The following is a 24,915-nucleotide window of genomic DNA, read 5'->3' as shown; positions in this document are numbered from 1 at the left end:
CATACATTTTTTATTGATTGTAAAAATAAGTAAAGAAAACGTTTGCGTAATCTAAAAGTTGGAGATTTATGCTAATTTAATATAGTTTTGCTAAAAAATTACAATACTAATAATCCGAATTCTCTTAAGGTTTTAATTGGTTTTGAATACCAAAATAATTCAAAATCTTCTAAATGAATTTCGAAATCACTTTTTATTTCGTGAAAAGTGCAAATTTTAGCATTTGAAACGGAGATTTTTAAAAGTATTTCTATCAGCCATTCGCCTTCCTTTTTACCGGTCTGAAGGGTGAAACTTTCTTTTTTGTCATGGAAAGTCAAAGTCATCATTTCCCATGAATTTCCTTTTTTGGATTTGGTAAAATGTTCTATAAATGGTTTTCCTCCAAGCCAAACGGTTTTTGCAGTAGGTTTTATTTTAAAATCATCGTCTTCCTGTAAAGCATCGAAAATAAAATCAGGTGAAATTTTGGTCTTTGGGATTTTAAAGTCAAACCAATCTTGCAACTCATAATCAAAACAGATTCCGTGCATGAAATTGAATAATGATTTCTTGAGTCCAAAACTGAATTTATCGTGATCAATTCCTGTTGAATCTGTATAACTAATATCGTTATTAGCAAAAGTCCCAATAATTTCAGTTTCTTTTACCACGCCAAATTTCTCTGGGTATAATCCAACTGGACTGTGTGCTGTCATCGCAAATTGATGCCAGAATCCAGACTGCAATATCCCCATTTCAAATAATTGCCGAACCATTTCCAGACTATCAACGGTTTCCTGAATCGTTTGTGTGGGATAACCATACATCAAATACGCATGAACCATTACTCCAGCTTCGGTAAAATTACGAGTAACTTTAGCGACTTGTTCCACCGTTACGCCTTTATCTATCAGTTTTAATAATCGGTCGGAAGCAACTTCGAGTCCGCCAGAAACGGCAATACAACCAGATGCTTTTAGAAGCAAACATAAATCTTTGGTAAAACTTTTTTCGAATCGAATATTCGTCCACCATGTCACTGCTAATTTTCTTCGAAGAATTTCAAGTGCGAGTGCTCGCATCAAAGCTGGAGGTGCCGCTTCGTCAACAAAATGAAATCCGTTCTCGCCTGTTTGAGCAATCATTTCTTCCATACGATCACACAACAAATTGGCAGCGACCGGTTCGTATATTTTTATATAATCCAAAGAAATATCGCAAAAAGTGCATTTCCCCCAATAACAACCATGCGCCATGGTAAGTTTATTCCAACGTCCGTCACTCCACATACGATGCATTGGATTCACAATTTCGATTACCGAAATGTATCTATCCAAAGGCAAATCCGAGTAATCCGGCGTTCCTACTTGCGATTGTTTGTAATCTGGCTTAGTGGAATTATTTTTATAAATTACTTTCCCATCTTCCAGAAGAAAAGTTCGTTTATATTGCTTCTCGACTTCACTCGAAGTGACAGCATTTATAAGTTCTTCAATTGGTATTTCACCATCATCCAACGTGATATAGTCAATAAATTCAAAGACTCGTGCATCCGAAAGTGAACGCAATTCGGTATTTGGGAAACCGCCACCCATTGAAATTTTAATATTTGAATAATGCTTTTTGACCCATTGAGCCGAACGAAAAGCTGAATACAAATTCCCTGGAAACGGCACGGAAATCAAAAATAATGTAGGTTCAATAGTTTCTATTCTTTCCTTTAAAATTGAAAGAAGTACGTTATCAATATAAGTTGGTTCCTGCTGCAAGGCTTCATACAATTCATCAAAAGAATTTGCAGAACGACCCAAACGTTCCGCATAGCGGCTAAAACCAAAATTAGCATCGACACATTCAACAATAAAGTCCGAAATATCTTCGAGATACAAAGTCGATAAATGTTTTGCTTTATCTTGCGTTCCCATTGTTCCAAATGCCCAATCTAATTCTTCCAATTGTGCAAAACGAGACGCTTCCGGCAAGAAATCTTCTTGACAAATTTGAAGTGCCAATGTTGGATTTTTACCTTGTAAAAAAGCGATTACAGGATCAATGGTTTTAAGATATTCTTCTTGTAAAGCATAAATCCGCTTTGAATTATCTGAAACTTTTCCAACTTCAAAAGTTGAACTTGCAACTTTAAACAAACTTATTAAACCATCTTTGGAAAACAATTTCAAAATTACTTCAATTCCTAAATCAGCCTGAACAGAATCAATATTTTTGGTATTCAGAAACCCTTTTATATACGCTGTTGCTGGATACGGCGTATTCAATTGGGTAAAAGGCGGCGTGATGAGGAATAGTTTGGTTTTCAAAAGAAATAAGTTTTATGCAAAAATAAGGGTTATTTATTAGTTTCTATTTCTTTAAATATAAAATAAGAATAAACCGTAGGAACAATAACAATTAATGCAATTATTGATAAGAATACCACTAAAAAAAAATCATCCGGCAGAAATATCCCTCCAATAATAATTAGTAAACCACCAGTGAACCAAAGTTTACTTGCAAAAGTATGCGTAGATCTCCACACTTCTTTATTTTCTAAAGTCCACGGTGTCCGTATCCCTAAAAAATAATTAGGCTGTATTACTTTAAAATAATTCCCCATCACAACAATTAAAATTCCCATAAGAGCAAAAATTAAATTTGGATTTGAAATAGATTCATTTTTCGTTAGGTGTATGATAAACATAGAAAGCAAAGACATCATTAAAACCAGTATAAATTTAATCTGATAATACTTCCCTCCCATTAGGTCAATTCTTTTTTTGGGATCAATTTTAGGAATGATTAATAGTAAAAGATACGTTAAAACAGGTAAAAGAAATAACAATCCAATTAAAGAATATTTATCTCCCCATCGATCAATTTCTCCTTTGTAATTCCAATGGGTTGGCACTTTTTCAGGTAGCGAATTCCACAAAAAAGCCAAGTAAATACAAGGAACTAAAATAATTCCGATAATTGGCAATTCTTTTCTTAAAGTTAATTTCATGTTTTTATTTTTTAAAAGTTAATATCCATTGCAAAACATCTTCCATTATAGTAGTGTTAATAGAATAAATTATGAATTGCCCTTTTTTTTCAGAGGTAATTAAATCAGCTTGTTTTAAAATATCCAAATGGTGTGAAATACTGGGTTTTGAAATATTAAATTGATCCGCGATTTCACCCGCTGACAATTCCTTTTTTTTCAGAAGTTCTAATATTTCTCTTCGTGTGGCATCATTTAGTGCTTTAAAAATGGCATTCATTATTTAAAGTATTTATATATTTAGACAAATGTCTAAATACTTTTTCGATTTAGCAAATATTTGTTTCCATTTTTATGGTATTTTAGCACTAAATAAAACATGTAATTCTTAACGTAGCATAATGATTTTTAATAAAGAATTTAAAAATGCAATCCAAAACCTACCTGGTGCTGAAAAAGATAAATTGATTTTAAGGCTACTGAAAAGGGATTTGGATTTAGCCAACCACTTGTATTTTGAATTGGTAAGCACACAAAGTGTTGAAGACCGTAGAGAAATTCTTCAAAATAATATAACGGTTGCAACAAAAACAATGTATGATCACTTTCATTCGCTGGGATATCTTCTTATGGATATGCGCCGTTTGAGCGGCGATATAACAGAACATGTAAAAATAACCAAAGATAAATATGGCGAAATTAGTTTCAACTTACAAATGTTAAACCAAGTAATAAGCTTAAACAAATTACATATATTAAACACAAAACCTCAAAATACACACACTTTTTGCACTTATGTAAATGCCCGTGCATTCAAAATTTTAATACTTATTAATGCTCTTCATGAAGATTATAGAATAGAATTTAAAGCTGATTTAAAAAAATTAGGTCTACTTATTTCCGAGAATAGTCTCTTAATGAAAACAGCTATTTGCAACGGATTGGATGTAAAGTGGCTTTTAGAAAACGAAATACCTACCAATATTGTTGCCATACACAAAGAAATTAGAAATAATGGTTTTCTAAAATAAATAGTTCTTCCAATATTTTTCGGTAATTTAGCATCAAATAAAATTCAACATGCCAACCGACTGTATCAGCTATCAGAATTCAGGATATTTCTCTTCTTTAATAAATGATTATTTAAATAAAAATAACAATATAGATTCTCTATATCATCGGTTTCCAAAGCTTGAAAACTTTGAAAGCCAAATCCTTGAAAAGCAAAACAACTATGACGATACTATTAGACCCACTTTAGTTTCAACTTTACAAAAACAATATTCGGCTATTTCAACTTCCGTTTTAACAAAACAAAATATTGAAGCTTTAGCACTTTCAAATACATTTACGGTAACGACTGGTCACCAATTAAATTTATTCAGTGGACCTTTGTATTTTTTATACAAGATTATTTCAACAATTAATTTAACCACTGAATTAAAAGCAAAATATCCTTCCTATAGCTTTGTTCCCATTTACTGGATGGCGACCGAAGATCATGATTTTGAAGAGATTAATTATTTCAATTTTAAAGGAAAAAAATTCAGATGGAATACTCAAAGTACTGGTCCTGTTGGCAGATTAACCACTAAAGGTTTAGAAGATTTCTTTGAAGTATACGCGCTGGAAATTGGTTCAAGCACAAATGCCGAGACCATAAAAAAACTATTTAAGGAATCGTACCTCAAGCATGATAATCTGGCTGATGCTACAAGACATTTAGCTAATGCATTATTTGGTGTATCTGGTTTAGTTATTCTGGATGCGGATAATTCAGACTTAAAACGAACTTTTATTCCTTTTGCAAAAGAAGAATTACTGCATCAATCTTCACATAATTTAGTACTTGAAACTGCCGAAAAACTAAAAGATTATACGATTCAGGTAAATCCTCGTGAAATCAATTTATTTTACATTGAAGATAAGCTACGTGAACGCATTATTCTTGAAAACGGGAAATATAAAGTAAATCATACTAAAATTGAATTTTCTGAAAGCGAAATTCTAGCATTATTAAAAAATCATCCCGAAAAATTCAGTCCTAACGTGATTATGCGTCCCTTATATCAGGAAGTGATTTTACCAAATCTTTGCTACATTGGAGGAGGTGGAGAAATTGCATATTGGTTGGAATTAAAATCATTTTTCGCTGCTGCAAAAGTGACTTTTCCAATACTTTTATTAAGAAATTCAGTAGTGCTAACCACCGAAAAACAAGCTAAAAAAGCAGACAAACTGGGGCTAAGTTGGAAAGATTTATTTTCTAAACAAGCTGAATTATTAAATAATAAAACCAGACAATTATCTGAATTTCCAATCGATTTATTAGCGATGAAAGAGCAATTACGAAAACAATTCGAATCATTGTATGAAATAGCAAATCATACCGATAAAGCTTTTATTGGAGCCGTAAAAGCACAAGAAGTGAAACAAACCAAAGGATTGGAAAATCTGGAAAAACGGTTACTAAAAGCACAAAAAAGAAAGTTAAGCGACGTATTACAGCGCATCACAGACTTACAAAACGATTTGTTCCCAAACGAAAGTTTACAGGAGCGTCAAGCTAATTTCTCTGAATTTTATTTAGAAAATGGAGAGGATTTGATTCCAATGATTTTCAGTCAGTTAAGACCTTTGGAACAAAATTTCGATATTATTTTGTTACCATAAACGCTCGCAGCATTAACCCAAACCAACCAAAAGCCAATGACCAAAGAACGCTTAATTTCGCTGGATACATTTAGAGGTTTTACTATATTGTTAATGACAATTGTAAATAATCCTGGAAGTTGGGATCACATTTATCCGCCGTTAGAACATGCAGAATGGAACGGATGCACCCCAACCGATTTGGTGTTTCCTTTCTTTATTTTTATCATGGCCGTTGCCATATCTTTTGCAATGCCAACTAAACAGTTTGACAGCGCAACTTTCAATAAAACAACAATACGCGCTTTACGGATTTTTTGTTTGGGATTATTTCTTAATTTTTTTGGTAAAATAGAACTTTTTGGACTAGAAGGAATTCCATTATTATTGGGCCGATTAGTTATAACTATTGGAGTAAGTTATGCGCTTTTGGGAAACTTCAGTCTAAAAATCAAAACTTATTTGACACTTTTTGTTTTTATTATTTTACTGTTTTTAGCGTATAGCGGTATCGAAGCGTATCAAGAGGTTAGAATTCCAGGCGTACTTCAACGCATCGGGATTGTCTATTTTTTGGTTTCGCTGTTCTATTTAAAAACTAGTCAGAAAACACAACTTTTAACCGCTATAGCGCTATTACTCCTTTATTGGGGATTAATGGCTTTAATACCCGTTCCGGGAATTGGAGCGGCAAACTTTCAAAAAGGAACCAACTTGGGCGCTTGGTTCGATAGCGTAGTATTAAAAGGACACATGTGGATTTTTTCAAAAACTTGGGATCCCGAGGGAATATTAAGCACTATTCCAGCAATTGCTTCAGGAATAATCGGGTTACTAATCGGCCAATTGATTAATCGTCCTTTACCAAAGTTAAAAATTGTCAAAAAAATGGCAATAATAGGTTTAATACTTACTGTATTGGGACTACTTTGGAACATCATATTCCCTATCAACAAATCACTTTGGTCCAGCTCTTATGTTTTATACACTTCCGGATTAGCCATTTTGTGCTTGACTATTTTATTTTACGTTATAGAAGTAGTAGAGTATAAAAAATGGACAAAACTATTTCTAATTTGGGGAGTAAACCCAATGGTAGTATTCTTTTTCTCTGGCATAATTCCACAAGGATTGCGAATGATTCAATTCCAAAATCCTCGAATACCGCGAGAGCAAATCAATCTTCAAAAATATCTTTATAGTTTTTGGATTGAACCATTTTTTACTAATCCTTTATTGGCATCGTTGGTTGGAGCTTTAATTTATGTTGGAATTTGGTCTTTTATTTTGTGGTTATTTTACAAAAACAAATTAATTTTTAAAGTATAAAATAATAAAAACAGCATTTTTAAATACATAAAAGAGGCCAAACTGCTGATTTAACAATTTTAATTCAAAAAAAAGTCTATTTTTGCACAAAATTTAAAAAACAGAAAATAAAATGGCTACTAATAGAACTTTTACAATGATTAAGCCTGATGGGGTTGAAAACGGACACATCGGAAATATATTAGCAATGATTACAACTGCTGGTTTCAAAATTGTTTCTTTAAAATTAACACAATTGACTGTTGCTGATGCACAAGCATTTTATGCTGTACACGCTGCAAGACCTTTCTACGGTGAATTAGTTGAATTCATGACTCGTGGTCCTATTGTTGCTGCTATTTTAGAAAAAGATAATGCTGTCGAAGATTTCAGAACTTTAATTGGCGCTACAAACCCAGCTGAAGCTGCTGAAGGAACGATCCGTAAAGCATACGCAACTTCTATTGGAGAAAATGCAGTTCACGGTTCTGACAGTGATGATAATGCAGCTATTGAAGGTGCTTTCCATTTTGCTGGAAGAGAGCAGTTCTAGTATTCAGTCACAGATTACAGATAATTAGAAAATCCCGTTTCAAATTGAAACGGGATTTTTTTATGACCGAGAATTTTAAATCTATAATCGTTAATCAACAATTTCAAATCATTATCTCAAAACAACATCCCTCACCACATCCCGACGTAATTCTTCATTAATCATCGCGACAATTTTAGACTTTCCGTGACTTAATTCTTCTCTTAAAACCGATGAAGTTAATTCAACATACAAAGTCGAACCTTTCAGAACCACGTTATTCGTATAACTGTTCACTCCGTTCCCCATCAAATTTTTCCACGCATCTTTCACATCAATCTGGTCCATACCGGGTTGAAGTTTGTTTACTTGGATAATTTGTTTCAAAACATCTCCTATCGTACTTTGATTATTTAGTCTTTTTGCCATCGCCCAGTAAGTTTATTGGTCCCGTTTTCTTATAATGATATTCTTTTTTCTCTGGGTTTTTAAGCACCATCTTATCCTCAGAAAGGGAAATTAATTCCTCACTCCATTTTGTAAACGGAGTCGAATAATCTAAAAATGCTTTATCCCCTGCAAATCGTATGGTTACATTTTCATAAGTATTGTTTACCAAAAAAGTACCGTCTAATTGCGGCATCACTTTCTTTCTGGTTCCGCTGTTATTTTTGCCTATTTGAAAATAATCATAACTTTCATTCATACCATAATCCTTATCTTTTCCTTGGCCAAAAACTACTTTTTCAATTTCCCAATACCCATTAATTTTAACAACATCTGCAGGAGTTATCTTTTGCTGACAAGCAACAAAGAATAGTGAAATAAATACAATTCTAAACACGTTTTTCATATAATTATCATTTTTAGGAGCCATTTCCTGCTGTCCACTATATCTTTTTCTTGTCATTCTTCCTTTGTCAGAATCCCAAGAAAAAGGATGCCGTTTCCATCAGGGCTAGGGCATTCGAGACAAAATATTATTTTCTTTTCAAAGACAAAGTTAAACTTATTAAACGCAAAGAAAACAAAAAAAGCAAAAACAGATTAAACTATTTTATATATTTTTGGTCTTAAACTAATTAGAAAAAAATCATTCGTAAGATGCCAAAAACAATCTATAGTTTCCTTCTCTTATTCTTCTGTTTCGGTTGTAATAAAGAAACTGTTGACCCTACACCAACAGAAACGATTTATTTCCCTCCATTAACAGGCACTATTTGGGAAACAAAATCAATTGCAAGCTTGGGTTGGAAACAACCAGCCGTTCAACCACTTTTGGATTATTTAGAACTCAAACATACAAAAGGTTTCATTATTCTGGTCAATGGCCGAATTGTAATGGAAAATTATTTCAATGGTCATTCAGGAACTACTAATTGGTATTGGGCAAGTGCCGGAAAAACCTTGACTTCCACCCTAACTGGAATTGCACAACAGGAAGGGATTTTGAACATAAACAATAAAGTTTCACAATATATTGGAACGGGTTGGACAAGCGAAACTTTGGCACAAGAAAATCTAATTACCTGCAAAAACTTACTCACCATGACTTCTGGTATCGAAGATATTGCTAATGGCGATGATGTGTCCTCTGCGAATCTTCAGTACAAAGCTGATGCAGAAACGCGTTGGGCCTATCATAATGTATATGTAAAATTACAAGATGTGATTGCTCAGGCTTCGGGACAAAGTTGGAACACTTATTTCAATACCAAATTAAGAGATAAAATAGGAATGGATGGCGTTTGGTTTCAGTCCGGAAATAATTCAGTTTATGGAAGTACAACACGCAGTATGGCTCGTTTTGGATTACTGATGTACAATAAAGGAAAATGGAACAACACAGTAATTTTAAACGAAACCTATTTTAGGGAAGCTACATCCACTTCTCAAAACATAAACCTCAGTTATGGCTATTTATGGTGGCTCAACGGAAAAAGCAGTTACCTTTTACCTCAACCACAACTGACCATTCCCGGAAGTATCATCCCCACTGCTCCAAATGATATGTTTATGGCGTTAGGCAAAAATGACCAGAAAATCTATGTAATTCCCAGCAAAAAAATGGTAATAATCAGAATGGGTGATGCTGCCGATAATGTCAACCTAGCTTTATCCGATTTTGATGAAACTTTATGGGAGAAAATTAGCGCTTTATATCTATAAAAATTTATTTACTTTTCATTCTTTTTACCATTCCCAGAACAAAGAAAACTAAACCAACCAGCAACAAAAAATAGTAAAAATTAATACTTTTGCTTCTGACAAGATTGGCCAAAACAAAAGAAGAAATACTGATAAAATAAAAATAAATTGGGTTTGTATTTTTAAAAGAAGAAAAATTCATTGCACTTATTATTTAAAGAAACTATCTACGAATTCGTATTTATTAAAGACCTGTAAATCTTCAATTTTTTCCCCTACACCAATGTATTTAACAGGAATCTGAAATTGATCGGAAATCCCAATTACAACACCACCTTTAGCAGTACCGTCTAATTTTGTTACCGCTAAACAAGTAACCTCTGTAGCGGCAGTAAATTGCTTCGCCTGTTCGAAAGCATTTTGACCAGTGGAACCGTCAAGAACTAACAAAACATCGTGAGGCGCATCTCCAACTACTTTTTGCATCACTCGCTTTACTTTTGTCAATTCGTTCATCAAATTAATTTTGTTATGCAAACGTCCTGCAGTGTCAATAATAACGATATCGGCATTTTGCGCAACCGCTGACTGCAAAGTATCAAAAGCTACCGATGCAGGATCACTTCCCATATCCTGACGAACGATAGGAACACCTACCCTATCCGCCCAAATTTGTAATTGATCTATAGCTGCGGCTCGAAAAGTATCTGCAGCACCCAAAACCACTTTGTAGCCTTGTTTTTTAAATTGATATGCCAATTTTCCGATAGTAGTTGTTTTTCCAACTCCGTTGACACCAACAACCATTAAAACATAAGGCTTGGTTTGAGTTGGAATGACAAATTCCGTTGCCTCACCTGAGTTAGTTTCAGATAATAAACTAGCTATTTCTTCTCGAAGTATTTGATTGAGCTCTTCTACACCAAGATATTTATCCGAAGCGACACGGTTTTCTATTCGAGTAATAATTTTCAATGTGGTATTAACTCCCACATCCGAAGCCACTAGAATTTCTTCCAGATTGTCTAAAACGTCATCATCAACTTTAGTCTTTCCGGCAACCGCTTTGCTCAGTTTTGAAAAGAATGTTGTTTTTGATTTTTCCAGACCTTTGTCTAATGTTTGCTTCGCCTGTTCGCTAAAGCTCGCGTCTTTTTTCTCTTGGGAAAATATTCTTTTGAAAAAACTCATTGTATAATAGTATTAAAAATGAAGTATTTAGACTTAAAGAGTCAATACGATTTTCTAACGGTAAATATAGAAAATAAAAAAGCTACTTCCGAATGAAAGTAGCTTTTCTATATAATGTGATTGTTAACTATTTCTTTTTCAAGAACTCATCAACCGCTTCTGGAGCCATAATAGATTCTACGAATGTATATGCTCCTGTTACTGGAGATTTCACCATTTTGATGGCTTTTGATAATCTCTTAGAAGATGTCTGTAACGTTGCTACTGTTTTCTTTGCCATGATTTAAATGTATATGTATTTTAACAAAATCTACAAATGTCTCCATTTGATATTTTTATCAAAATCTCTAATTATTACTTAATTTCTTTGTGAACTGTTACACGTTTCAAGATTGGATTAAATTTCTTAATCTCTAATCTGTCTGGAGTATTTTTTTTGTTCTTTGTTGTGATGTATCTTGAAGTCCCTGCAACACCTGAAGTCTTGTGCTCAGTACATTCTAAAATTACCTGGATTCTATTACCTTTCTTTGCCATCTTGCTATTTTTTTATTTTGGAATGGATTATTTAATAAATCCTTCTGACTGTGCTTTTTTCAAAACCGCAGCAATTCCATTTTTGTTAATTGTTTTTATCGTAGATGCTGCTACTCTAAGAGTAATCCATCTATCTTCTTCTGGAAGATAAAAACGCTTTTTAACTAAGTTTACAGAAAATTTTCTCTTAGTTTTATTCATAGCGTGAGAAACGTTATTTCCTACCATCGCTCTTTTACCTGTAAGGTCACAAACTCTTGACATTATCTTATCTTTTATCGTTATTCAAATCGAGGGTGCAAAGAAAAGAAAAATAAACCTATTATGCAAAATAATCAAAGCACATTTTTCAAAATTTCTTTCTGTAATATTTCTAAACTCTTGATTACTGTTCTATCTATCACTTTTTCACGGGGTTGCCCAAAATTATATTCTTCAACAATTATATCGTTTGGCGTTGCCAATGCAATAAAAACGGTCCCAATTTCAGCTTTTGAGTCCCCTTTTGAAGGTCCGGCGTTACCAGTTGTCGCAATTGCGTAATCCGTTTTCATCATTTTTTTGATACTCAAAGCCATAGCCGAAACTACTTCCCGACTTACAACAGAATACTCTTTTATGAGGCCTTCCGGTACACCAAGCACATTGATTTTAGTCTCTGTCGCATAGCAAACTACACTACCCTTAAAATAATTTGAAGCTCCCGGGACAGAAGTCAAAACTAGAGCTATTTTACCTCCAGTACAACTTTCGGCACTTGAAATAGTTTTATTTTGTTTTGTCAGCATTTTCCCAACAACTACCTCTAAGGTTTCGTCATCATCAAAACCAACAATAATATCGTGGATTATCGCATCTAGTGATTTAACATTTTCGGCAATTGCCTTCTCTAATTTTTCTTTATCAGTTCCTCTGGCAGAAAGTCTTAAGCGAACCCTCCCCGGAGCTGGCAAATAAGCTAATTTTATAAACGGTGGGAGGTTATTTTCCCATTCTTCTATCCGTTCTGCAACATGACTTTCACCCTGGCCATAAGTAAGAATCGTTTTATGGATAATATAAGGCCGTTTGTATTCCCGAACCACTTTGGGAATGATTTCATTCTCCACTAAATATTTCATTTCATAAGGAACTCCGGGAAGCGAAATGAAAACAGTATTTTCTTTTTTCATCCACATACCAGGTGCTGTTCCTACCTGATTATGAAGCACCGTACATTTAGAAGGGACAAGCGCTTGGTCTTTATTAATTTGTGAAGCTTTCCTGTTCATCACACGCTCGATTAACTCGACAACATGCTTTTCAACTTCTTTATTAACAATCAATTCATCATCAAAATAATCGCAGAATGTTGTTTTGGTAATATCATCTTTTGTAGGTCCTAAACCACCCGTTATAATAACTAAATCCACCTTATTTTGAAGCTTTGCAAAAGTATCCAAAATATGCTTTTTATCATCACTGATCGAAATCATTTCGTTGATTTCAACACCAATTCTATCTAATGATTTAGCGATAAATCCAGAATTCGTATCGACAATTTGTCCTATTAAAATTTCGTCACCTATAGTAATTATGGTTGCTTTCATTTGTTTCTGTTTTTGGATTAAGTTATTTTACAAATTAAAAAATTAATTAACCCTAACCTTAAGAGGCATTAAAACTGAAGTATCACAGTTTTCAGGAATTAAGAAATATTTATTAATTTTGACATATTGTATCAGCTTAAAAATATAATTCAAACTTTTTCCATCATAACTCGTAGTGAAAATTTCATTCGCTATGCCGTTGGGGAATTTTTTACTAGTCATATTATCGTCAAAAGAATATGACAAAGCCAACAAAGGCTTATGAAATTCTGTATTATTCTCAACAATATAGTGTGATATCGCACCTTTATATCTTTTAGATTCTTTTAACTTGTGGTATTTCATGGTATAATGCCTAAAAAGCGATCCGTTAATCAATGTGCCATTCTCGTTCGTAAAATCATACCGGTCAGCATCATATTTTTCATCAAGAGCCTTGTAAAAACGTAAATGTTCACATGGCAAAGTAATTGATTCAGCTTTTAAAAATTCAACTTTATCAATAATTACTTCGCTGGTCAACCCCGAATCGGCCCTGAAATTAACATCAAAACCTTGTAACTGTGATTTACTTTTGGTAAGACGCGCACTATAACTATCATCCTTAGAGTTAGTCAGCAAGTAGATTATTTCGACTTTTGAATTTTCAGTTCTTTGAAAATGATATTCAATCATATAATCGAACGAATACTTATTTTGGCCGTATGTATTTAGAGTAAAAAATAAAAATAGAAGAGGTATTATTATGTATTTCATATTCGCCTTTTAGATCAAAAAAATCTTAAAAATGCCGCTTATCAAGTATAAGTACCATAATTCTTGCGTGAAGATACAAGTAAAAATCATCTCTAGTCTTGTTCTTATAAAAAGACTAGAGATATTGTAACGCATAGCCCGACCCCGTTTTAAGGTCAACCCCAAATTTTACAAATCAAAGTCTTTTTTGATTTCTTTAATAGCGTCATTAACCTGATTCTTTACGCTTTTAAAAGTCTCTTTTATTTCTTTCTTTTTACCTTCCGCTTTTGTCCAAGCTTCAATTTGAAGAATTTCTTCAAAAGCTACATTCAGACCCAATAAATCAAGGGTCGGTTTAATTTTGTGAGCATAAGCATAAGCATGTTTATGATCTTTCTTTTTTATTCCTTCTTTGATTTGCATTAAATCTTCAGGAACTTCGGTAACGAACAAAGTCAGAATTTCATTTACAAATTCTGGGTCGTTATCTGAAAGTGCGTACACTTTGGAAAGGTTATATTTTAAAGCCATTATTTTACTTGTATTCTAAAGAGTTGTTGTCCTTCTAAAAATCCTTCTAAAACATCGTCTGGTCTTACAGCAGCAACTCCTTCTGGGGTTCCTGTGAAAATAATATCGCCAATTTTAAGCGTAAAGAACTGAGAAACATAAGAAATTAGCTCATCAATTTTCCACAACATATGACTCGAATTACTTTTTTGCGCTGTTTCATTATTGTTCGTCAATTCAAATGTAAGATTTTCTAACGAATTAAATTGATTTTTTGGTATAAATTCTCCTATAACTGCCGAACCGTCAAAAGCTTTTGCTTTTTCCCAGGGCAGCCCTTTTGCTTTTAATTTGTCTTGTAAATCCCGAGCTGTAAAATCGATCCCTACACTGATTTCGTCATAATATTTATGAGCAAATTTAGGTTCAATATACTTCCCAACTTTATTGATTTTTACAATAATTTCGATTTCATGGTGAACATCTTCCGAAAATTCAGGAATTACGAACGGATGTTGCTTCAATAAAACAGCCGAATCCGGCTTCATAAAAACGACCGGTTCTGTTGGCCTTTCGTTCTGTAACTCTTCTATATGGTTGGTATAATTTCTACCAATGCAGATTATTTTCATTGTTTTGATTTTCAGTGGTCAGGGTGTAAACGGAACCTTATTTCGTATTCAGTTTTCGAAGTTTAATTGCAGTTAAAACTTTTTTGGTATACAAAGGAAAATCAGCATTTTGAATCCAACTAAAATAACCTGGTTCTGTTTCTAAAACCTTATCCACTTTTACTCCTTTGTGTTTCCCAAAAGAAAAAATCTCTTCATTATCCTTATCAAAAGCAATCATTCCTGCAAAATCGGCAATCTTTTTTCTTGTTGAAAATTCCGAAAGCAATTTCATATCATTTTCCAATTCCGGATAACGATCTAATTGTGCTTTAAGGATTTCATAAGTAGCCATCGTATCCGCTTCGGCAGAATGTGCATTTTCCAATCCTTTACCACAATAGAATTTCAAAGCGGCAGATAAGGTACGTTCTTCCATTTTGTGAAAAATCGTTTGAACATCTACTGAAACTTTTCCTTTCATATCAAAATCTACTCCGGCACGCAATAATTCTTCCGCCAGTAATGGAATATCAAAACGATCTGAATTAAATCCAGCCAAATCACTGTCTTTAATCATTGCGTAGACCTGTGAAGCCAACTCATTAAATGTTGGTTCATTTGCCACTTTTTCATCAGTAATCCCGTGAACGGCGGTAGTTTGTGCAGGGATCGGAATAGTGGGATTCACTAACCAAGTTTTACTTTCCTTATTTCCGTTAGGAAAAACTTTGAATATTGATATTTCTACAATCCTGTCTTTTCCAATATCAATTCCCGTAGTTTCGAGGTCGAAAAAGCAAATTGGCTTACTTAACTTTAATTCCATGTCTTTATTTTGTATTAGTACAAATATAAGAGTTTAGAATGAATATCAAATTGGCAGATGCAATTTCGTTATTAGAATCTTTTTTGTATTCCAAAAAAAAAATAAATAAATTTTCAACTATAACGCAAACAGCAACTTACAATTATTTTATGACACTCTTTCAAATAAAAAACAAACTTAGATTTTATGTGAATTAACAAAATGCTCAAAATATAACACTATCCAAAAAATTACAATTAAGCAATGATAACATTCCCTTAATATACACTGAAAATAATAACGCTACTTTTGCAAAAAAATAACATTTACTTAAAAATGAAGAAATTAATAACTGCCATTATTGCTTGTATAATTACAACTTATTCCGCAAAATCTCAAAATTTGGATTCAAAAATCGACAGTATTTCTAAAAAAGAAGAAAAAAAAGAAATTCTCGGTATTCCAAAAAAATGGTTCGAAAATATTAGTTTAAGAGGTTACATGCAAGTGCGATATAATGGATTATTAGAAACGAATCCAGATTTAGGTTGTGAGCAATGTGACAGATCATGGGGAGGAGACAACAATGGATTCTCCCTACGACGCGGCCGTATTGTTATTTCTGGCGATATAAACGAGCACATCTATATATACATACAACCGGATTTTGCATCATCAGCTTCTACAACAAATAATATTCTACAAATTAGAGATGCTTATTTTGATGTGTCTCTCGATTCAAAAAAAGAATACCGAATCAGAATAGGACAAAGTAAAGTACCTTATGGCTTTGAAAATTTACAATCAAGTCAAAATCGATTGACTTTGGATCGTAACGACGCTTTAAACAGTGCTGTATCTAACGAGCGAGATTTGGGAGTAACATTTTATTGGGCTCCAGCCGAAAAAAGAGCTTTATTCTCAAAATTAGTAAAAGACGGACTAAAAGGTTCCGGAGATTATGGTGTTTTTGGATTAGGAATCTATAATGGACAAACTGCTAATAGACCGGAAGCCAATAAAAACAAACATATAGTCGCCAGAGTATCTTATCCGTTTGAACTGAACCGAAACCAAGTTCTTGAATTAGGCTTACAAGGATATACTGGAAAATATGTAGTCAATTCCATATCAAGCAAAGTAATCACAAAAACTGATGCAGAATATTTAGATCAGCGTGTAGCAGCTAGCGTTGTACTGTATCCAAAACCATTTGGTTTTCAGGCAGAATATAATATTGGTAACGGTCCAGAATTTAATACGAGTAATAACACCATCGAACAAAAGAAATTATATGGAGGTTATGCACAGGTTTTTTACAAAATTGACATGAAAAAACAGACTCTTTTACCTTTTGTAAAATACCAAATGTATCGCGGTGGTAAAAAACATGAATTAGATGCCAGAAGCTATTCTGTAAATGATTTAGAGATCGGTTTTGAATGGCAATTCTTTAAAAACCTAGAACTCGTAGCCGATTATACGGTCGCCAACAGAAGATATGAGGATGCCATAAAACTGGACAATCACCAAAAAGGCAACTTACTAAGATTACAACTACAAATGAGCTTCTAAAAAAGCTTTACACCTGCTTATTTTAAATAAAAAAGTCCGACTAAATAAATTCAGTCGGACTTTTTTTTATTCTATATTTTCGTTTAAAAATCTCTATTTACATCAAAAGCTTCTAAGTATTCAGCGACTCTTTTTACAAAACTTCCTCCTAATGCACCATCTACAACTCTATGGTCGTAACTGTGCGACAAGAACATTTTTTGACGAATACCGATAAAATCACCTTCTGGAGTTTCGATTACGGCAGGCATTTTTCGGATTGCGCCAAGGGCTAAAATCCCTACTTGCGGCTGATTCAAAATTGGTGTGCCAAAAACACTTCCAAAAGTTCCCACATTAGTCACAGTATAGGTTCCACCTTGAGTATCATCCGGTTTTAGTTTTCCCGCTTTTGCACGACTTCCTAAGTCATTTACTGCTTTTGCCATTCCAACTAAGTTCAATTGATCCGCATTTTTAATAACTGGAACAATCAAGTTTCCGTTTGGTAACGAAGCTGCCATTCCAAGGTTAATATTTTTCTTTTTGATGATAAAATCACCATCAACAGAAATATTCATTCCTGGATAATCTTTTATAGCTTTTGCAACTGCTTCCATGAAAATTGGCGTGTACGTCAACTTTTCTCCTTCTCTTTTTTCAAAAGCTACTTTATTTTTCTCTCTCCATTTTACAATATTCGTAACATCCACTTCAATAAATGATTGCACGTGAGCTGAGGTTTGAACTGAAGCGACCATATAACCCGCGATCAGCTTACGCATTCTGTCCATTTCAACAATTTCATCACCACCGCTTACGGAAACGGGGGGCGCTTTTTGAGCTACTGGAGCTAAAACTGTTTTTTGAACTTCTGCCACAGGAGCTGTAACAGCTACCGGTTGACTTGTTCTATTTTTAACGTGCTCTAAAATATCATTTTTAGTAACTCTTCCTTCTTTTCCAGTTCCTGAAATCGAGTCTAATTCAGCAACAGAAACACCTTCTTCTGTGGCAATATTTTTCACCAATGGCGATAAGAATTTTTCAGATTCAGAGAAATTTACTGGAGCTGCAACACTTTCTTTAGCCGCATCAACCGTTTTTGTCACTTCAGCAACAGCCTCTGAGATAGCCGCTTGTTTAACAACCTCTAAAAGTTCTCCACCTTCAGTTTCAATGATAGCAATTGTTTGCCCTACCTGAACTAAATCATCTTTACCAAATAGCTGTTCCACCAAAGTACCCGAAACTTCGCTAGGCACCTCACTATCAACTTTATCAGTTGCTATTTCGAGCACCGCTTCATCTGCTTCAATTTTATCTCCAACTTCTTTCAACCAATTTGTAATGGTTGCTTCTGCGACACTTTCTCCCATTTTAGGAAGTTTTAATTCAAATCTTGCCATATTGTTAAGCTAAAAGGTGTTTTTTGTTTTCAGTTTGCGAAATTACTAAATATTTTAAACATAAATTACATTTAATGTAATTTTTCATTCAATTCTCACTACCTCTCCTCTTTCCCTCGAATTATCACTTCCAATTAAAAAATTGGCATTTTTGGGTAAAATTCTAAAGGTAAAACCTTTATTTTTTGATGATTCCATAAAACGAATGCATTCTTTAAAAGAAATAAATTCGTTATCCAACATGATTTCCGTTTCTGTTTCCCTTTTAACAGAAGACGAAATTACCATTTTTTCTGTTTTTAAATCGTGAAAAGAGACTTTATTTTGAAAAATCACAGCCAGTTTATTTGCTATTTCCTTGTTCGAAGAATAAAAAATAAAAGATTTTGCTCTTGTTTTTATTTTAGGCTTACCTTGAAACATTTTTATGAAAGAGAAAAACACAATTCCTACTTTCATAAATAAACAAAAGACTACCGAAGCCTGAAAGTGTTTTTTATAAAAGAAATTCATCGCTTCCTGAAACCGTTTCATATAAATTCCGTCCTTAATTGTACTTTCTCCTTTATAATGCATGACCGTTGTTTCATGAAAATAGTAATTAAACTTTCCTTCTTTCAGTACGCGATAAGACAAATCAATATCGTCTGAATACATGAAACAATCTTCATCAAATCCGCCTATTTCCTGATATAAATCTCTTTTCATCAACATAAAAGCACCAACAAGAATGTCTATTTTCCCCGTTTCGTTTTCGCTTAAATGTTGGGCGTAATATTTCCCAAATGTTCTTGACTTGGGAAACAATTTGTACAAGGCTGTGATTTTGGTAAAAGCTACCCAAGGTGTTGGAACTCCGCGCTTACTTTCTGGCAGGAAATTTCCGATTCCATCAATAAGTTTACACCCTACAATTCCTAAGTCTTTTTGCTTATTGGCGAAGTTTAACACTTTAATGAATGTATCTTCGGCGACAACCGTATCGGGATTCAGAATGCAAACATATTCTCCTTGCGCTTGCGCTACACCGATATTATTCCCTTTTGGGAAACCTAAATTGTCTTTGTTTTGAATGAGTCTTATGTTAGGAAAACGCTGTTTCATCATTACACAACTGTCATCAGACGAATTATTATCGATTACAATAATTTCGCCGTCAATGGCTTCTAAAGCACTTTGAACGCTTAAAACACAGAGCTCCAGAAAATACCGAACGTTGTAATTGAGGATGATGACGGATAGCTGCATGAAACAAATATAAACATTAGAAATTCCAATCCCAAAGTCTCGGGACAAATACCTAATCACAATAGTTTTCGAAGTTTTTTGGGATTTTTCTTTTTGCTCCAAAAAAGAAGCAAGTCAATTTGATTTTTATTCTCCCCAATTTTATAATTGAGAGTTGTTCGCTTAGAAATTACTTTCGAGAAAAATTTAAACTTTTTATTATATATACCAATAGTTGGCTTTCTAGAAATACTTTCTATAAAGTCATAAGATCGCGAGATAAATTTTTCAACCCTTTTATATTCCTTTTTTTGATGATAAATTCAATTTCTTCAGCATAAGAAATTTCAACAGAAGTAGTCCAATGAATGCGATATTCCACTTACTATTTTTCTTTTTACTTCTTCGCTTGAATAGGTTTCTAATTTTCCATCCGCAAGTAAATTCAGTACATTATGATTAGCTGAAACATATTCTTTTTCAGTAATTAGGTTTCCATTTGCGTCATAACCAACACTGTTTACTACATCCAGAAGTTTCGCTATTTTACTAAGAATTTTATTGTCGTTACTATTTAAGATTCTTGCGTGATGTTGATTTTTAAGGTTTCTGTTTTCATAAGACAAATTTTTAACTACTTAAATTAACATTATTTACCGAAAATCAAAAAACATGTTTCTCCTTAGCCCCGATAATAGTGAAAATCCTTTGAGAGGAACGAACAAAGATTGCAACGAAAAGCGGGAACGATGTCTCCAAATAAAACCCAAATCATTCGCTCCCAATTCTGATTTTAATTCTTATAATCAATTACTTTTGACACATAAAAGCTACTAACGATTCTAATTTTAATTCCTTGAAAAAGATATTCTTATTATTATTCGTGATTTCACACGACTATTTTTGCTGTAGATACCAAAGGTATTATTCAAAATAAAATTCAACTTAAAAACGTAATTAATACCGACTGGGAATTCATTTCGTAAGACAGCGGCTACTTTTAAATTGGCGATTTTGGGAATAAAGTTTCCGTAAACAAGAAAGACCTTCATATATTACGAATTGAAAAACAATCGCTATTACAAAGCAACCCAAAAATTGACACCTTTACGTTTTCATATTCAAATCAAACGGATTTTACAAAAATGCGCTCCAATTCGACCAACTTTAATTGTGAGGCATTTAATGTTTCCACTGACAGTATTTACGTGTTCACCAAACAATGGAAAGAAAAAAGAACCAGAGGACCCCAGATGGACTTCTCTATTATTTAACCAATGAAAATTTCGTTAAAAACCAATTACAAATATCCGTCAAAAGTTACATCAATTCGATTTACGCAAATTTCTAACCAATTTATCTGAAACAATAATTGTTAATGAAAACTTAGAATCAACTAACATTCGCCGAGTATTACAATTCAAGATTTAATACCAACGGGCTAAATTTGTAGTATTAGAACTGTGTTACTGAAATTTTCAGTTTTGCTGTTAGCAGTTAAAAAGCAACAAAAATTGAGTTAAAATTATCTTTTAATTTTAACTAGTTCTCTACAAGAAATTTGTGTTTGATGCTCTAAGGATTTTCAAACTGTAACTTCCTAAAGCAAAATCAATATCAACATCAATAATGTTATTACGTGTTAAAATATACATCTTATCGTTGCTCCAACTTTTTTATAATTTCTTTCCATTTATGTAAATTATTAATCACTAATAATAACCGAACAACAATCCAAAACACAATCATAATTAACAAAATTATTATTGATATAGATTGGTAAGAGATTAATCCAAAACCTATAAAAAACAATATCATACTCAATGAAACTACTGAAACGGCTACTTTTTTATGGGTTAATCCTACACTTAATAACAAATGATGTAAATGCGAGTTGTCTGCTTTAAAAGGTGAATTTCCTTGTTTTACTCTACCCAAATAGACCCGTAATGAATCTAAAACAGGAATAGAAAATAAGGAAACCAATAACAAAAAACCATAGGCATAATTTGTATGAGCGAAACTTTGTTTTTCCATAAATTTGATTCCTAAAGTAACCAATATAAATCCTAAAAACAAAGAACCTGAATCACCCATAAAAATTTTATTTTTTGACAAATTGAATCTTAAAAAACCAATAATTGCACCTATAAAAATGATACTTATTTTACCCAAAAAATAATCGTTAAAATATATAGAATTTAAAAAAAACATTGTAAATCCTAATAAGGATAATCCTCCAACTAAGCCATCGACGCCATCCATTAAATTAAATGCATTCACAACACCAGTAATTACTATCATTGTTAGTAAATATTGAGTCCAAACTGCAATTTCATAGATACCTAATAAGCCATAAAGTGAGGAAATACGAACACCAGCTAATGCAACAATAAATGACAATAATAGTTGAATAACTAATTTATATTTGGCACTTACATCATTCTTATCATCAATAATCCCAACAATTAATAATACAAATCCAGATGAAATAATGGATAAGTATTCTATTAAAAAAGGAAGCCTGTTTCCTGAAATTAATATTAACAGCAATACAGAAAAAGCAATTGAAATACCTCCAACCAGTGGTACTGGCGTGCTATGAACTTTTCGATAATTAGGATTGTCAACCAGTTTTACTTTTACGGCATTTTTTTTAATGATTGGAATGAATATAAGGGTTAATACTAAAGACAAGATTCCAAATACAAGAAATTCTATTGTTGTTTTCATAACTATCTGTGTTCGTGAAATAAAGTGTTATTTTGTAAATGGGATAACTGATGATCTTCTAAAAATGTAGGACTAAGCTTTTTTGTCTCGGCAAAAACGCTAGTTTTATTTGCGGTCGAAAGGGCTTCTTCTATTAATAATTCATATTGTCTAGATATAGAACTCCAAGTATATCGACGCATTGCTACGGATTTCATCTCTTTGCGTAAATTTTTTAAAACATTTTCAGATATTGTATCTAAATGGTTTAGTAGCTCTTCTGTGTTAAAAAAATAGATTGCTTTGCTTTCGGTTGTAGTTTTATTATAAGAAACTCCATAAGAAATAATGGGAAGTCCTAAATACATTGCTTCAACCAGCGATGGATTTGTTCCTCCAGCGGAATGTCCGTGAATATACAAAGAAGCATTTCCTCTAATTAAATCTATTTCTCTTTGGTTGTAAATAGGGTCAAAAAGGAAAATATTTTTAATATTAGCGTACTTCTCTTTTAGTTGTTTTCCATAAACACTATTGTTCCAGTTTCCAACTAAAACTAAATTCATTCCATTTGATTTTTCAAAGGCATCCAACACTAAATGCACATTGTTTTCGGGTTCTATTCTGCATACTTTTACTGCATATTTTTGTTTCAAAAAAGGATATTTTATATAATCATTCTCTTCTGGTTTTACTTCCAAAGTGTGGTCAGCACCATATTCAATTACTCTGCTTAATGTTTCATAACGAAGTGCAGTATAATCCTGAATAGACTCATTGTCAGAAATATCTATGTGCGAATATTTAACGGCTAATTTTTCGGCCCACCATAAATATAGTTTTGCAAAGAGTGGCCATTTGTCTCTTTTCCATTCGATACCATCTATAGAAATGATTATTTTTTTATTGGTAAAAAACTTTATAAAAGGTAAAATCCAAGCACCCGCAACTCCTAGAATTAACAATACATCATTTTTTGTTATAGCGTGAAGTATTGAAAGTGTATCATAAGGAATACTTTGTACGCCGTTTGCATCTAACGGAATATATGTCAGCGAAGCACCTTTGTATGTTGAAATTCGCTCTTCCTTACTGTATTTTTTTTTTGAACAGTAAACCGTGAAATTATATTTATCGGATAAATGTGTCACCAAGTGATCTGCAAGAGTTTCAAATCCACCGTATTTTGCAGGTAAACCTACAGTGCCAATGATGGCTATTTTTTTCTTTTCCATATTTTTATATTTATTTTTAATGACTATGCCAAAAACAATGCTGAAAAATAAAAACACTGATAATCATCACTATATGTTTGTTTCAATACTGAAAATGTTCCGTATTTTGGAATATTCTCATTAGTTGGAAAGAATTCTGGTGGATTCATTTTCAAAATAATCTTCACAAAAGAATTTGCTTTTCTCCAAAGCATCTTTGCTCATTTGATTGTAAATTTTTTCGTTTTGGAGTAAAAAATTCAATTTTTCAGAAATTAGATTGATGTTTTTACTGTCTATTAAAAATCCGTTTTCCCCTTCTTTAACTATTTCAACTACACCGCCAACTGGTGGGACAATTGTAGGTAAACCATACGCCATCGCTTCAAGAATGGTCAATCCAAAAGTTTCTACCCAGAGTTTAGTGTCTGATAAATTTAAAACCATACTGGCTTCTTGATAAAAGAGATCCGTATTTTTTTGAGTTGGATATACTATTAAATTTGATGGTAGGATTTCACTTTTGAAATAGTCATCAATTTCATTTTGAGAAGCATTCACAACGAGTTTAAAAGTAAATTCCGAATTCATTTGTGCCAGTTTTACAAATTGGTTTACTCCTTTGTAGGCTTTTAAGGAGCATATCATCAGAACAATTTTTTCGTTTTTTTCTTTATTTAAATGCAAACGAGACTGTTTCACAAATCTTTCTTCGAGAACATTATAAATAACATTTTTTCTACTATTTAAAGGTTCTTGAGCGGCTAAAAAATTGGAAACATAAACCACTTCTGATGCGGACCATTTTCCTACTCCAAAAAGAAATTGTTTTAAAATTTTTGGTTTCATTGAGGTTTCGTGTATGTGATAAATCACCTTGCATCCTTTTAATTTTCCAATAATTCCGGCACCAAAAGGCAAAACGGTATTTACATATAAAACATCCTCTTTTTTTAAAATAAATAATAATTGAATGGCTAAAAGAAACTGACTTGTGAATAAAAAAATCAATCTTGCAAACCTATTTTCCATAAAACGATACCAGTAATAATGATTGTGTACTTTAGGAATATTCGATAAAAAACCATCTCTTCCGCTGCAAGTATATAAATGGGTTTCGATGTTTTTTTTAGTCCAGCCTTTAAGTAATTGCATTAAAACTTTCGGGCTTCCGCTATAATCGTTTAATAAATGTATGGCTATAACTCTCATA

General features: G+C 32.8%; 26 protein-coding genes. 6 read left to right on the top strand and 20 right to left on the bottom strand.

Annotated features, from left to right (window positions below; genetic code table 11):
* Positions 1-98 precede the first annotated feature (98 nt).
* From ACFX5D_RS05885 to ACFX5D_RS05875, 3 genes are read right to left on the bottom strand one after another with little or no spacing between them, the layout of a single operon-like run.
* Positions 99-2,300: a B12-binding domain-containing radical SAM protein gene (locus ACFX5D_RS05885; RefSeq protein WP_379857311.1), complete on the bottom strand. Its 2,202-nt coding sequence runs from the start codon at positions 2,298-2,300 to the stop codon at positions 99-101.
* A gap of 29 nt (positions 2,301-2,329) precedes the next feature.
* Positions 2,330-2,983: an SdpI family protein gene (locus ACFX5D_RS05880; protein ID WP_379857310.1), complete on the bottom strand. Its 654-nt coding sequence runs from the start codon at positions 2,981-2,983 to the stop codon at positions 2,330-2,332.
* Positions 2,984-2,987: 4 nt separating this feature from the next.
* A complete protein-coding gene (locus ACFX5D_RS05875) occupies positions 2,988-3,242 on the bottom strand; it encodes an autorepressor SdpR family transcription factor (RefSeq protein ID WP_379857309.1) in 255 nt (84 codons plus the stop codon).
* A 121-nt stretch (positions 3,243-3,363) separates the two neighbouring features.
* Here ACFX5D_RS05875 and ACFX5D_RS05870 point away from each other — a divergent pair, with 121 nt between their 5' ends.
* The 4 genes from ACFX5D_RS05870 (at position 3,364) to ACFX5D_RS05855 (ending at position 7,475) form a co-directional block, all read left to right on the top strand.
* Entirely contained in the window at positions 3,364-3,993 is a 630-nt protein-coding gene (locus tag ACFX5D_RS05870) for a hypothetical protein (protein ID WP_379857308.1), read from the top strand.
* 49 nt (positions 3,994-4,042) lie between these two features.
* Positions 4,043-5,635 (top strand): bacillithiol biosynthesis cysteine-adding enzyme BshC, encoded by a 1,593-nt coding sequence (bshC, locus tag ACFX5D_RS05865; RefSeq protein WP_379857307.1) that lies wholly within the window; start codon positions 4,043-4,045, stop codon positions 5,633-5,635.
* 36 nt (positions 5,636-5,671) lie between these two features.
* A complete protein-coding gene (locus ACFX5D_RS05860; RefSeq protein WP_379857306.1) occupies positions 5,672-6,943 on the top strand; it encodes an acyltransferase family protein in 1,272 nt (423 codons plus the stop codon).
* 112 nt (positions 6,944-7,055) lie between these two features.
* Positions 7,056-7,475, top strand: coding sequence for a nucleoside-diphosphate kinase (locus tag ACFX5D_RS05855; protein WP_379857305.1), 420 nt, complete (start codon positions 7,056-7,058; stop codon positions 7,473-7,475).
* Between the two features lie 111 nt (positions 7,476-7,586).
* On the opposite strand, the gene ACFX5D_RS05850 is transcribed toward ACFX5D_RS05855, so the two are convergent.
* Together ACFX5D_RS05850 and ACFX5D_RS05845 are read right to left on the bottom strand one after the other, a co-directional pair.
* A complete protein-coding gene (locus ACFX5D_RS05850; RefSeq protein ID WP_073207467.1) occupies positions 7,587-7,883 on the bottom strand; it encodes a DciA family protein in 297 nt (98 codons plus the stop codon).
* Positions 7,864-8,364 carry a hypothetical protein gene (locus ACFX5D_RS05845; protein ID WP_379857304.1) on the bottom strand — a complete coding sequence of 167 codons (501 nt, stop codon included), beginning with the start codon at positions 8,362-8,364 and terminating at the stop codon, positions 7,864-7,866. Before ACFX5D_RS05845 ends, ACFX5D_RS05850 begins: the two co-directional genes overlap by 20 nt.
* A gap of 194 nt (positions 8,365-8,558) precedes the next feature.
* Here ACFX5D_RS05845 and ACFX5D_RS05840 point away from each other — a divergent pair, with 194 nt between their 5' ends.
* Positions 8,559-9,623, top strand: a complete 1,065-nt coding sequence (locus tag ACFX5D_RS05840; RefSeq protein ID WP_379857303.1) for a serine hydrolase domain-containing protein — start codon at positions 8,559-8,561, stop codon at positions 9,621-9,623.
* A 189-nt stretch (positions 9,624-9,812) separates the two neighbouring features.
* Here the strand turns inward: ACFX5D_RS05840 and ftsY are convergent, their stop codons facing one another.
* The 9 genes from ftsY to ACFX5D_RS05795 all read right to left on the bottom strand — a co-directional run bounded on the left by ftsY (position 9,813) and on the right by ACFX5D_RS05795 (position 15,607).
* Entirely contained in the window at positions 9,813-10,793 is a 981-nt protein-coding gene (gene ftsY / locus ACFX5D_RS05835; RefSeq protein ID WP_379857302.1) for a signal recognition particle-docking protein FtsY, read from the bottom strand.
* 127 nt (positions 10,794-10,920) lie between these two features.
* Positions 10,921-11,073, bottom strand: coding sequence for a DUF4295 domain-containing protein (locus ACFX5D_RS05830; protein ID WP_073207479.1), 153 nt, complete (start codon positions 11,071-11,073; stop codon positions 10,921-10,923).
* 74 nt (positions 11,074-11,147) lie between these two features.
* Positions 11,148-11,330 (bottom strand): 50S ribosomal protein L33, encoded by a 183-nt coding sequence (rpmG, locus tag ACFX5D_RS05825; RefSeq protein WP_017495179.1) that lies wholly within the window; start codon positions 11,328-11,330, stop codon positions 11,148-11,150.
* Positions 11,331-11,357: 27 nt separating this feature from the next.
* Entirely contained in the window at positions 11,358-11,594 is a 237-nt protein-coding gene (gene rpmB / locus ACFX5D_RS05820; protein WP_024980263.1) for a 50S ribosomal protein L28, read from the bottom strand.
* A 71-nt stretch (positions 11,595-11,665) separates the two neighbouring features.
* The gene (locus ACFX5D_RS05815; RefSeq protein WP_379857301.1) at positions 11,666-12,919 is read right to left on the bottom strand and encodes a CinA family nicotinamide mononucleotide deamidase-related protein; all 1,254 of its coding nucleotides are present in this window, start codon (positions 12,917-12,919) and stop codon (positions 11,666-11,668) included.
* 42 nt (positions 12,920-12,961) lie between these two features.
* Entirely contained in the window at positions 12,962-13,675 is a 714-nt protein-coding gene (locus tag ACFX5D_RS05810) for a hypothetical protein (protein ID WP_379857300.1), read from the bottom strand.
* Between the two features lie 168 nt (positions 13,676-13,843).
* A complete protein-coding gene (locus ACFX5D_RS05805) occupies positions 13,844-14,188 on the bottom strand; it encodes an Hpt domain-containing protein (RefSeq protein WP_103999852.1) in 345 nt (114 codons plus the stop codon).
* Positions 14,188-14,799 (bottom strand): fumarylacetoacetate hydrolase family protein, encoded by a 612-nt coding sequence (locus ACFX5D_RS05800; protein ID WP_379857299.1) that lies wholly within the window; start codon positions 14,797-14,799, stop codon positions 14,188-14,190. Before ACFX5D_RS05800 ends, ACFX5D_RS05805 begins: the two co-directional genes overlap by 1 nt.
* Positions 14,800-14,836: 37 nt before the next feature.
* Complete coding sequence (locus ACFX5D_RS05795; RefSeq protein WP_073207492.1) at positions 14,837-15,607, bottom strand: 3'-5' exonuclease; 771 nt, start codon at positions 15,605-15,607, stop codon at positions 14,837-14,839.
* Between the two features lie 315 nt (positions 15,608-15,922).
* On the opposite strand from ACFX5D_RS05795, the gene ACFX5D_RS05790 reads away from it, so the two are divergent.
* A complete protein-coding gene (locus ACFX5D_RS05790; protein ID WP_379857298.1) occupies positions 15,923-17,161 on the top strand; it encodes a porin in 1,239 nt (412 codons plus the stop codon).
* An 83-nt stretch (positions 17,162-17,244) separates the two neighbouring features.
* Here ACFX5D_RS05790 and ACFX5D_RS05785 read toward each other — a convergent pair whose 3' ends face one another.
* The 6 genes from ACFX5D_RS05785 to ACFX5D_RS05760 form a co-directional block, all read right to left on the bottom strand.
* Complete coding sequence (locus ACFX5D_RS05785) at positions 17,245-18,549, bottom strand: dihydrolipoamide acetyltransferase family protein (protein ID WP_379857297.1); 1,305 nt, start codon at positions 18,547-18,549, stop codon at positions 17,245-17,247.
* Between the two features lie 84 nt (positions 18,550-18,633).
* Entirely contained in the window at positions 18,634-19,797 is a 1,164-nt protein-coding gene (locus ACFX5D_RS05780) for a glycosyltransferase family 2 protein (protein ID WP_379857296.1), read from the bottom strand.
* A 326-nt stretch (positions 19,798-20,123) separates the two neighbouring features.
* Positions 20,124-20,402: a hypothetical protein gene (locus ACFX5D_RS05775; protein WP_379857295.1), complete on the bottom strand. Its 279-nt coding sequence runs from the start codon at positions 20,400-20,402 to the stop codon at positions 20,124-20,126.
* 1,030 nt (positions 20,403-21,432) lie between these two features.
* Positions 21,433-22,509, bottom strand: coding sequence for a glycosyltransferase family 4 protein (locus ACFX5D_RS05770; RefSeq protein ID WP_379857294.1), 1,077 nt, complete (start codon positions 22,507-22,509; stop codon positions 21,433-21,435).
* 2 nt (positions 22,510-22,511) lie between these two features.
* Positions 22,512-23,723 carry a DUF1972 domain-containing protein gene (locus ACFX5D_RS05765; protein ID WP_379857293.1) on the bottom strand — a complete coding sequence of 404 codons (1,212 nt, stop codon included), beginning with the start codon at positions 23,721-23,723 and terminating at the stop codon, positions 22,512-22,514.
* Positions 23,724-23,843: 120 nt separating this feature from the next.
* Positions 23,844-24,914 (bottom strand): glycosyltransferase family 4 protein, encoded by a 1,071-nt coding sequence (locus ACFX5D_RS05760; RefSeq protein ID WP_379857292.1) that lies wholly within the window; start codon positions 24,912-24,914, stop codon positions 23,844-23,846.
* Position 24,915: the final 1 nt, after the last annotated feature.

Source organism: Flavobacterium fructosi (assembly GCF_042787335.1).
Classification (GTDB): domain Bacteria; phylum Bacteroidota; class Bacteroidia; order Flavobacteriales; family Flavobacteriaceae; genus Flavobacterium; species Flavobacterium fructosi.
This window is presented reverse-complemented; position numbering and strand designations above follow the sequence as displayed.

Bases quoted from the DNA above. Each gene is read 5' to 3' on its own strand.
- ACFX5D_RS05880 (WP_379857310.1), bottom strand. From the start codon at position 2,983: ATGAAATTAACTTTAAGAAAAGAATTGCCAATTATCGGAATTATTTTA.
- ACFX5D_RS05875 (WP_379857309.1), bottom strand. From the start codon at position 3,242: ATGAATGCCATTTTTAAAGCACTAAATGATGCCACACGAAGAGAAATA.
- ACFX5D_RS05870 (WP_379857308.1), top strand. From the start codon at position 3,364: ATGATTTTTAATAAAGAATTTAAAAATGCAATCCAAAACCTACCTGGT.
- bshC (WP_379857307.1), top strand. From the start codon at position 4,043: ATGCCAACCGACTGTATCAGCTATCAGAATTCAGGATATTTCTCTTCT.
- ACFX5D_RS05860 (WP_379857306.1), top strand. From the start codon at position 5,672: ATGACCAAAGAACGCTTAATTTCGCTGGATACATTTAGAGGTTTTACT.
- ACFX5D_RS05855 (WP_379857305.1), top strand. From the start codon at position 7,056: ATGGCTACTAATAGAACTTTTACAATGATTAAGCCTGATGGGGTTGAA.
- ACFX5D_RS05850 (WP_073207467.1), bottom strand. From the start codon at position 7,883: ATGGCAAAAAGACTAAATAATCAAAGTACGATAGGAGATGTTTTGAAA.
- ACFX5D_RS05845 (WP_379857304.1), bottom strand. From the start codon at position 8,364: ATGACAAGAAAAAGATATAGTGGACAGCAGGAAATGGCTCCTAAAAAT.
- ACFX5D_RS05840 (WP_379857303.1), top strand. From the start codon at position 8,559: ATGCCAAAAACAATCTATAGTTTCCTTCTCTTATTCTTCTGTTTCGGT.
- ftsY (WP_379857302.1), bottom strand. From the start codon at position 10,793: ATGAGTTTTTTCAAAAGAATATTTTCCCAAGAGAAAAAAGACGCGAGC.
- ACFX5D_RS05830 (WP_073207479.1), bottom strand. From the start codon at position 11,073: ATGGCAAAGAAAACAGTAGCAACGTTACAGACATCTTCTAAGAGATTA.
- rpmG (WP_017495179.1), bottom strand. From the start codon at position 11,330: ATGGCAAAGAAAGGTAATAGAATCCAGGTAATTTTAGAATGTACTGAG.
- rpmB (WP_024980263.1), bottom strand. From the start codon at position 11,594: ATGTCAAGAGTTTGTGACCTTACAGGTAAAAGAGCGATGGTAGGAAAT.
- ACFX5D_RS05815 (WP_379857301.1), bottom strand. From the start codon at position 12,919: ATGAAAGCAACCATAATTACTATAGGTGACGAAATTTTAATAGGACAA.
- ACFX5D_RS05810 (WP_379857300.1), bottom strand. From the start codon at position 13,675: ATGAAATACATAATAATACCTCTTCTATTTTTATTTTTTACTCTAAAT.
- ACFX5D_RS05805 (WP_103999852.1), bottom strand. From the start codon at position 14,188: ATGGCTTTAAAATATAACCTTTCCAAAGTGTACGCACTTTCAGATAAC.
- ACFX5D_RS05800 (WP_379857299.1), bottom strand. From the start codon at position 14,799: ATGAAAATAATCTGCATTGGTAGAAATTATACCAACCATATAGAAGAG.
- ACFX5D_RS05795 (WP_073207492.1), bottom strand. From the start codon at position 15,607: ATGGAATTAAAGTTAAGTAAGCCAATTTGCTTTTTCGACCTCGAAACT.
- ACFX5D_RS05790 (WP_379857298.1), top strand. From the start codon at position 15,923: ATGAAGAAATTAATAACTGCCATTATTGCTTGTATAATTACAACTTAT.
- ACFX5D_RS05785 (WP_379857297.1), bottom strand. From the start codon at position 18,549: ATGGCAAGATTTGAATTAAAACTTCCTAAAATGGGAGAAAGTGTCGCA.
- ACFX5D_RS05780 (WP_379857296.1), bottom strand. From the start codon at position 19,797: ATGCAGCTATCCGTCATCATCCTCAATTACAACGTTCGGTATTTTCTG.
- ACFX5D_RS05770 (WP_379857294.1), bottom strand. From the start codon at position 22,509: ATGAAAACAACAATAGAATTTCTTGTATTTGGAATCTTGTCTTTAGTA.
- ACFX5D_RS05765 (WP_379857293.1), bottom strand. From the start codon at position 23,723: ATGGAAAAGAAAAAAATAGCCATCATTGGCACTGTAGGTTTACCTGCA.
- ACFX5D_RS05760 (WP_379857292.1), bottom strand. From the start codon at position 24,914: ATGAGAGTTATAGCCATACATTTATTAAACGATTATAGCGGAAGCCCG.